The following is an 8,069-nucleotide window of genomic DNA, read 5'->3' as shown; positions in this document are numbered from 1 at the left end:
AGCCTAGGGGCGGCAATTCACGGTAGCTGATCTCCTGATGGCAATACTGACGAATCGCCGAAAAGATCATCGCATCATGAGAGTGACGCCCCTGACATCACTCATATTAATCGCTCCACCTCAAATCTAATAAAGGTTTCAGGCAGCGTCTGAAACTTTGCAACATAAGCCGTCGTCATGCCTTTTAATAGAGTGAGGTGAATTTGCGGTTCAGTTGAACCCGACGTCGATGCCACCAAAAATACCGAAACCATCGCCGGGAAGAAGAGCTGCGGCTTGGCCGTTTGCCGAAGAGTAAACAGGCACAACGCCGGTGGCATAATGCTTGTTCGCGAGGTTATGGAATTCGAGATAAACGCGCTGGCTTGTGTTCGGGCGTAGATAGCCAATTGTGTAGTTGTAAATGTGATAGGGAGCCGCTTTTGCGCGGTTGTCGTAAGAGGCCATGGTGGATGAGGCGACCTCTGCATCGGCAATCATATAAAGGCCGTTGCGGAAATCACCGTGCAATTCCCCTTGGTAAAACTGCGGTGGAATACCGGGGAGGCGGTTGTTGTGGAAGACGGGATCATGATTGTAGCGCAGATCTTGAAAAGTATAAGACTGTAAGAGCGAGATGATATTTCCGTTCTTCTCATACAGCGTATCATGCAGCCCGATCTCAACACCTTGATGAGTTGTAGGGGAGGCATTGCTTAAGACAGCGCTGTTAAAGAGCTGAGATGTCGGTGTGACGACAGAGAGCAATTCATTGCGCACGGCAGAGTGATAATAACTGAGGCTCCATTGTTGGCCTGCAATTGTTCCTTCGGTGCCGATCTCAAAGGTTGTAGCTGTTTGTGGTTTAAGATTTTGCCAGCCTTGGGTTAGACCTTTGGCTGCTCCGCTTTGAAAGAGTGCACCGGAGAGAAACTGCCAGTCTTGGGCCGCTTGGACACTGCGTGTGACATTGCCATAAACGCGCATATCCGGCGTGATCTGATAACGGAAGCCGCCGCGTGGTGCGAAATAAAGCGGTTTTGAGCTGAAATGGTTTTGAATTGGAGAAATCACAGAGCCAGAGCGTGGATCATAGCTGAGGGCGCCGCCTTCTGTGAGCCAGAAATTTTTGAAAATTTCGGTGTTGTTACTGACATGGAATACGGTGCTGCTTCCGCCAAGTTTGGTCTTCGTAAGGACTGTTCCCAGCGGGGTGGTAGGGTAGGCTTCTGTGCGACGGACCTTATTGAGAATATCATTTCCGCCGAGGTCATGGGTCGTATAGACGCCGATGGTTGTGTCACTATGGTGACCAAGGATTTTGTCTGAGCGCGTGTATTTGACGACGCCGTTTGCGTAGAAATTATTGTAGATTGAAGCCGTATTGCCCAGTTGGTGATTCATAGGGGCATCAATGTAACTAAACCCGACGATGAGTTTGGAGTGTTCATCAATTCGGATGGTTGTACGATCGCCCACATATTTCGTGCCAGGTTCGATCGTGTACGTATTCCATGTGGAATATGGATATTGTGCCTGTCGTGGGTTTTGCGCGATTTGATCGCGTGTCAGATAATACGGGTTACCTTCATATGTTTGTCGATAACGGAAAAAGATGCGTGTATCGACATTGTCATTGAAACGGTAACCATAATTGAAGTTGATCCCGAAGGATGTTGCCTTGGTTTGTTGCTGGTAGCCTGAGCGGTAAGAGTTTGTGACACTGATATAATAGTCTGACTTTCCGATGACCTTACCAGATGACACTTGTTCTTTCAGGTAACCAAAGCTCCCAGCCTCAAGACGGGCTTGGTATGTTTTAGCATCATATCCCGTAAAGCTATGGAAATTGATGGCGCCGCCTAATTGCAGGGAGCCGAGATCAAAGCCGTTTCCGCCGCGTAGGATCTCCGTATATTGAAGCCCTAGTGGTTCAAGCAATTCGTTGAATGAGCCAATGGGGGTTGTCATGGGGAGATCATCAAACAGCATCAGGATTCCGGCGCGGGTTGCGTTGAGACCGACTTGTAGACCGGAGCCACGGATCGAGAGGCGAATATCATCGGCACCGCACGGGGCTTCTGCATAGACGCCGGGTTGAAACTTTAGCAGATCGGCCGTGGTAGCATTGCGTTGCTTGAGCACCATTTTGGAATCGATGACGCTTGTGCCGCCAGGGATGGAGATCAGGCGGGCGGCCGCACGGCGGATGGGAGAAAAATGTTTGCCGGTGACGCTGATTTCTTCAGCATCGGATGCGCGGGCACCGCCCATATACATGCCGTTCATACCCTCTATAGAGGCCGCCATATGTGCGGCATGATGGGATGAGCGATGTGTGGCGTTATGTGCCGCATGATGTGGAGCTTGCCTGACCTCGGGTTGGTCTTGGGCGTGGCTGGTATGCAGGGCGTCAAGCGCGGCAGATGATGCGAGCAATGCTAGTGTTGCCGCGACGCGCGGGTGCCGCCGTGAACGCGGAAAAGGGTCGGGGGTCATAAAAATCTCCTCTTAAATCAATAATTCAGTATCTGCTGGGTGGTGGCTTTTAGCTCCACGGGTGGAGCGGGGGCCGGCGCTGATTGAGATGGAAGGAGCCGACGATTGCGTATTTCCAGCGCACGGGGTCATGCAATGTGTGCGCGCGTGCGTTGCGCCAATAGCGGTCAAGGCCAAGGTCACGGTCGGTTGAGGCGGTTCCGCCAAGTTCAAACAGCGCATTGGCTGTTTCGATGGCGATTTCCGTTGTGAGTATTTTGGCTTTTGCGACGGCAATTTGCGCGTGGGCGACCTTATCAGGGGAAGGCGCACGGACGGCGTCATCGATTTTAAGCCCAGCAACATCCAGTAGTGCGCGTGCGGCGCTTAAGCGAACATGTAGGCTGCCAATTTTGTGGATTGTATAGGGGTCATCTGTGGCGTGAGGTTCGGTCGCGTCGATCCATGGGCGTGTGCGTGTTCGCACAAAATTTTCTGTCTCAGCAAGCGCGCCTTCAGCCAGTCCAGCATCAATAGCCGCCTGTAAAAATTGCGAGATAGCACTATCAGGGAATGGCGTGTCTGGGTCGTAAGATTGCCATGCGGGTAGGAGGCGTTGGGTGGGAACGCGTACGTTCTCAAGAATGACTCGTCCACTGCCCGTGCCGCGCTGCCCAAAGCTTGACCAGTCGTTAATGACGGTTAGGCCTGTGGCGTTACGTTCTGCAATGGCCAGCCATCCTCGGCCTTCTTCGTCTCGGGTCACAATTTGCACGAGATCAGCAGCGAGCGCCCCGGAAGCGTAATGTTTCGTTCCGTTGACGACAACATCGGATCCGTCGTGATGGAAGTGTGTTTTGAGTTCCGCAATGGTGCGCGTGCCACGCTCGGAGAAGGCATTGCCGAAGCGTTTTCCTGAGAGGATCAGGGCAAATAATTCAGCTTTTTGTGCTTCATTCCCAACGGAGCGGATAACGCTGACTGTGGCTAGATGATTTTGCGTGAGTTGAGCGAGAGAGGAGTCTGCGGCAGCAATTAAGCGTAGGACATGGCCGACCGTGACGTAGGAGACATCCGCGCCACCATAGTCGCGCGGGACTGTAATGCCCCACAGGCCGGATGCCGAATAGAGATTAAGCTCATCATGGGGAAAGAAGTCATTGCGCTCACGCTCTTGAACATTTTGAGCAATTTTATGGGCAATGTCCTGAGCGATGTTCAGCGCTTCTTCATCATCGCGGATGATGTATGTGGGCTGGCGTGGCCAAGTGGGGGCAGGAACAGAGGAGCCGTCACCGATGCGGAGAGTATTGGTCATGAAAGTATTCCATTAATAATGGCGAGCAGATTTCAGTGGGGGCGTATTTTTTATTGATACGCGGCATTTTAGGTGAGCCGACAACAACAGCTATAAATCTTTGCAAGGCGGCGCCGTGTATGAGGGGCGCGGTTTGGAAGAAAGGTGGATGCATGACTAAGGGGGGATGTGTGCATCATGATAACCTGTGTGACTGGGGAGTGAGGGCTCCCTTTTTGAGATGAATATATCTACACGTTTTTATCGTATAAATTAAAAACACATGTATATTATAGTTTATAATATATAGGTCAATTGTTATGTTATTGTTTATATAATAACTTTATTTTTTAGTTATTTTAAGTGTATGATTTTATTTAATAATGTATTATTGAAAATAAATTATTATAGGTCCTAATGAAACATTGGGTTCAGGACGTAGCTACTCAATGGGTTTTTAATGGCACAAGATGCACCCTATTCAAGGTTTTCTAGAGACGGAAAATGCGCAGAGGTGGTGTTGCTTTATAAGTACGATCACGAAGCATTGTTCGTCTGAATTTCGTGAGCGCGCGGTGCGTATGGTTCTGGGGGGGGCAATGAACCATATAGTACGGTGTGTTTGATCGCCTTAAAATCAGATATTCACCCGGATGCGCTCATTAAGTGGACGTGAGTTTACGAACAGGTATAGGGGCCTGATCGGACATTGGTTTCTGAGCACGGGCAGATCTACCTGTTGGAGCGTGAGAACCGGGAATTGCGCCAAGCGAATAAGATTTTACCTATGTTTTCATACGGCAAGGTTTTGTTTACGTCGTCTTTATCATGAATGTCTCCGCCTGTGTGATCATTGGATAGCGGGTCGCGACGAGTGGCTGAAACAGCCTTTGTTCTCGACGCTTTGGAACAGGCTTTGGTTATGCGAAACCCTATGGGTTTAGTCCCCTATTCCTCCGATCACGGCCAGTCAGAATCTCAGTCTACGCGCTACACCGAGGCTGGCTGAAGCAGGGCTTGTCATCTCCGTGGGTAGTGTTCGGAGGTGCTCTCGCGGAAACCCTTACTGGCCTCTACAAAATATCGAGCTGATTTATCGGCAAGGCCGTGGAGAGGGAAACACGACGTTGAACGTGCAACCCTCCAATGGATCTATTGGTTCGATACTCGCCGTATTTTCTCGTCCATCAGCAATATCACATCAGCAGAGGCTGAGGCGCGCACCTGGGACAAAGGGCGGTTATAAAACCATGATACGTTTATAATGCAGACAAGGCTTTTTTCAGTATCCTTCGATGCCAAATGCTAATTCTAATACAATGGATGTTCTCAAGAACGCTGGGATGCCAATCCAAATCTCGCCTTTATGCTCTTTGGGGCGGAGAAAATAAAAGTGGCGCATATCGCCTTGATCTTCGTGCATAATGAGTGGCCATACTAAGTTAGACTGACCATCCGATCGCCGGACATTGTGCATGAGCTGTTCATGGACATATTCAAAGGGGCGGCGCAATGAGAGGCGGAACACTTGTGCTTTTTCGCCAGCCAAGGGAGAAAGAAACAAAATAGCTCGTGTATTTCCCCATTCGTGTCGTCCGAATGCTTCGTGTTCTCCGCTTACCTGAAGATCAAGGGTTGTAGCAGAAGGCTCTTCAGAGATGATCGCTTCATATTGCAAGCCGTCCTGCATGGGGTCTGCAGGCAAGATCCATGCAGATGAGGTGCCGTTTTCATGTGTAGGGGTGCCCGGAAACGCAGGAGATACTCTTGTTTTCTCGCCTTGTGGCAGCAGAGAAGAATAAATCCACTGAATGCGCCCCCATCGTGCATCGGAGCGCCAGAGGCGCGTTAAAGGCGTATAAACCTCATTTTTACGAACAGCATCTGAAAAGCTTTGAATCAAAATACGGTCCAGAAACCGATCATGATAAGTCTGTGGTGTCTCGTCACGGGAGAGTTTTTCCAGAAGAGCGCGGCTCCAGGTGTGCGAAAGTGCAGCAGTTGGTGTCGAAGCAAGATCTCGACTAAACCACTTGACTTGGCACATATGAACGGGAAGTTTCTTCACTAACTCGAGAAGATCTGGGAAGGTTACCTCTCTCATTGGTACCCAAAGCATATGGCAGATATTGGTAAAACGCCCCTTCCCAAAATGCCGAAAGAAAGTTACCGGAAAAAACTCTTCTAATGCTGGAGTTTCGAAGACGGGTGTTCCTAAGCACTCATTGCATTTGGTAATTTCGTTTATTCGAAAATAAATATGATTCCATTCAGATGTTTCAGCAAATAAACCTTCAATTTGATTTAGAGAAAATTTAGTAATACCGAATTCTGCCTCTACGTAATCCTCAAGAGCCCGTGAGTTTTTTAAATTATTCCAGACCCACATATCATCGCCTTCTGTCGATAACGTCTTAAGGTCTGCATCAATTAGATACGGCCGGGCCATACCTACTGGTGCATCGTCTTTCAACTCTAGACGTTTTACAGCTGCTGCAAAATCGAAAAGGCGTATAAATAGCCCATTTGACGCACAGGTACAGAAATAATCAATCTTTCCCAGTGTGCGTAGTGCTTCACCATAAGATTCCATATGGCCCAGCAAGAGGGTCCCACCCCATTTTTTGCGTTCAATGACACCATTAAAAACGTGGACACGCGGGTTTGGTGTCAAAATATCTGTTGGTATCTTACGTGATTTTGGGAAATTAATAAATATATGACAATTTTCAGGAGTAAAATTTAGAAAATTATTAATATAAACGGGAAGAAATGTATCTTCTTCATTGTAGTTTGTTGCGAATACAGCGACTCCTTCGGGGGAAGATATACGCGTTTCTTGTGTAGGTGTGGGCAGAGCTTCTCGAGATGGCTCCCCATGAATGCGGACACTTTTTAAATGCAGATGGTCCCAATTATCCAGTCTAACTCTTACGAAGCGCCCGGTTACGGGCTTTGGAAATGTGACTTTGTAAGCCGTGTCGTCATTGTCACCAAAAACGCTATGATCAGTTTTTGAAAAGACTTCTTCCCAAGTGTGACTATCCTGTGAGAGTAGGATTGAAAACATACGGGCCCGTTCTGGCCAAAAAGCTGTATTATACAGCACGACTTCTGAAATAACGCATCGCTCTTCGAGATCGACCTGCCACCAAGGAAACCACTCTGCATTGGTTTGAAAATGAGCATCAGGGCTGTCTGGGCAATTTGCGTGAGCAGCATCAACCGTCAGAGGAAGCAGGATCTCTGGGTGCTTAGAGCTTTGGGTGGCTGGTTTGCCGAGTGCAAGGTCAATCATATCAGGGCTAACTCTCAGACGAATGGGCTGCGGTTTGTGTGATAATCTGGGCCGACTGAGAGGCCAACTTCTACGGTGGCGTTGCAGTGGACAGGAAGACCGATCCAGACTTGCCCCTCTGCTCCGCGCGCTTTGCGCACAAAATAACGTTTTTCAATATCATCAAGATGTTCGACACGGTCGGCGTAATTGATCGTGTAGCCATGTTCATCGTGGAAAACGGTGCGAGACAGTGCATCATGTGGGACACATTTCCCACGCGGGAGGGAGAGGCAGAAGACGGTGTCTCCCTGGAGGGCGGAAAGATAGAGGTAGCCTTGGAGATGTATTCCTGAAACAGGTGCGCCATCTTCTGTTAACGCGCTGCAGGAGAGGCGTAAAATGGTTTCCCCATCGGCAGTTTCCCGGATATTTAAGGCAATGGAGATACGCTGATTTGTCGCTTCCATGAATAGATATGCGGGAGCTACTCGTGAAATGGATCGATCAGGGATATCCAATTCAATATGCTGCCGGCTGCATATCAGGTCCCTAACGGACCAGTTGAAGCCTTTTTTCCCGTGTGCATCGGTTGGCCACCAACGGTTTGTCAGTGGGCCGAAACGCTCAGCGTCGTATGCTTTTGCAAGGAGGTTTTTGGCGAGGGTTACTTTCTGGAACTGCTCGATATTACGATTCTTGCCTTGCCCCATTTCCAGAAGGCTACGCCCCCAAGGCGTTGTCACGGCAATGGTGGACTGGGCAATGCTGGAGCGGTCAAACCATTTCAGTGCACATAAATGATCCGGCATAGCTGGGACCATTTCTAATAGATCTGATACCGTTGTTTGGCGTGTTCCTGACCAGAGAACACGACAAATATGTGTGTATTGTCCGGTTCCAAATTGATCAAAAATGGATGTTGGAAGAACTTCCTCGATAGCCATATAATGTTCGAAAGAAATAAAGTCTTTCAGCCCTTCAATGAGGCTTTTACGTGTATAAATCTGATCCCAGTCTTGTCTGTGTGCGAAAAGG

Annotated in this window: 4 protein-coding genes; all 4 read right to left on the bottom strand. The window is 48.9% G+C overall.

The features are described 5' to 3' along the window. Positions 1–210: 210 nt before the first annotated feature. Positions 211–2,478 (bottom strand): TonB-dependent receptor family protein, encoded by a 2,268-nt coding sequence (locus NTH01S_RS10895; RefSeq protein ID WP_068173635.1) that lies wholly within the window; start codon positions 2,476–2,478, stop codon positions 211–213. A gap of 49 nt (positions 2,479–2,527) precedes the next feature. Then, entirely contained in the window at positions 2,528–3,775 is a 1,248-nt protein-coding gene (locus tag NTH01S_RS10890) for an SfnB family sulfur acquisition oxidoreductase (RefSeq protein ID WP_068173633.1), read from the bottom strand. 1,261 nt (positions 3,776–5,036) lie between these two features. Then, entirely contained in the window at positions 5,037–7,052 is a 2,016-nt protein-coding gene (locus NTH01S_RS10885) for a discoidin domain-containing protein (protein WP_068173631.1), read from the bottom strand. Between the two features lie 14 nt (positions 7,053–7,066). Continuing rightward, positions 7,067–8,069, bottom strand: a 1,003-nt coding sequence (locus tag NTH01S_RS11925) for a hypothetical protein (protein WP_169802076.1), incomplete at its 5' end; no start/stop codon positions are given.

Source organism: Neokomagataea thailandica NBRC 106555 (genome assembly GCF_001598495.1).
Lineage (GTDB): Bacteria > Pseudomonadota > Alphaproteobacteria > Acetobacterales > Acetobacteraceae > Gluconobacter > Gluconobacter thailandicus_A.
The sequence above is the reverse complement of the archived record's forward strand: the minus strand, read 5'-3'. Positions and strand labels throughout refer to the sequence as shown.

Coding starts and splice junctions, on each gene's coding strand:
- NTH01S_RS10895 (WP_068173635.1), bottom strand. CDS start 2,478: ATGACCCCCGACCCTTTTCCGCGTTCACGGCGGCACCCGCGCGTCGCG.
- NTH01S_RS10890 (WP_068173633.1), bottom strand. CDS start 3,775: ATGACCAATACTCTCCGCATCGGTGACGGCTCCTCTGTTCCTGCCCCC.
- NTH01S_RS10885 (WP_068173631.1), bottom strand. CDS start 7,052: ATGATTGACCTTGCACTCGGCAAACCAGCCACCCAAAGCTCTAAGCAC.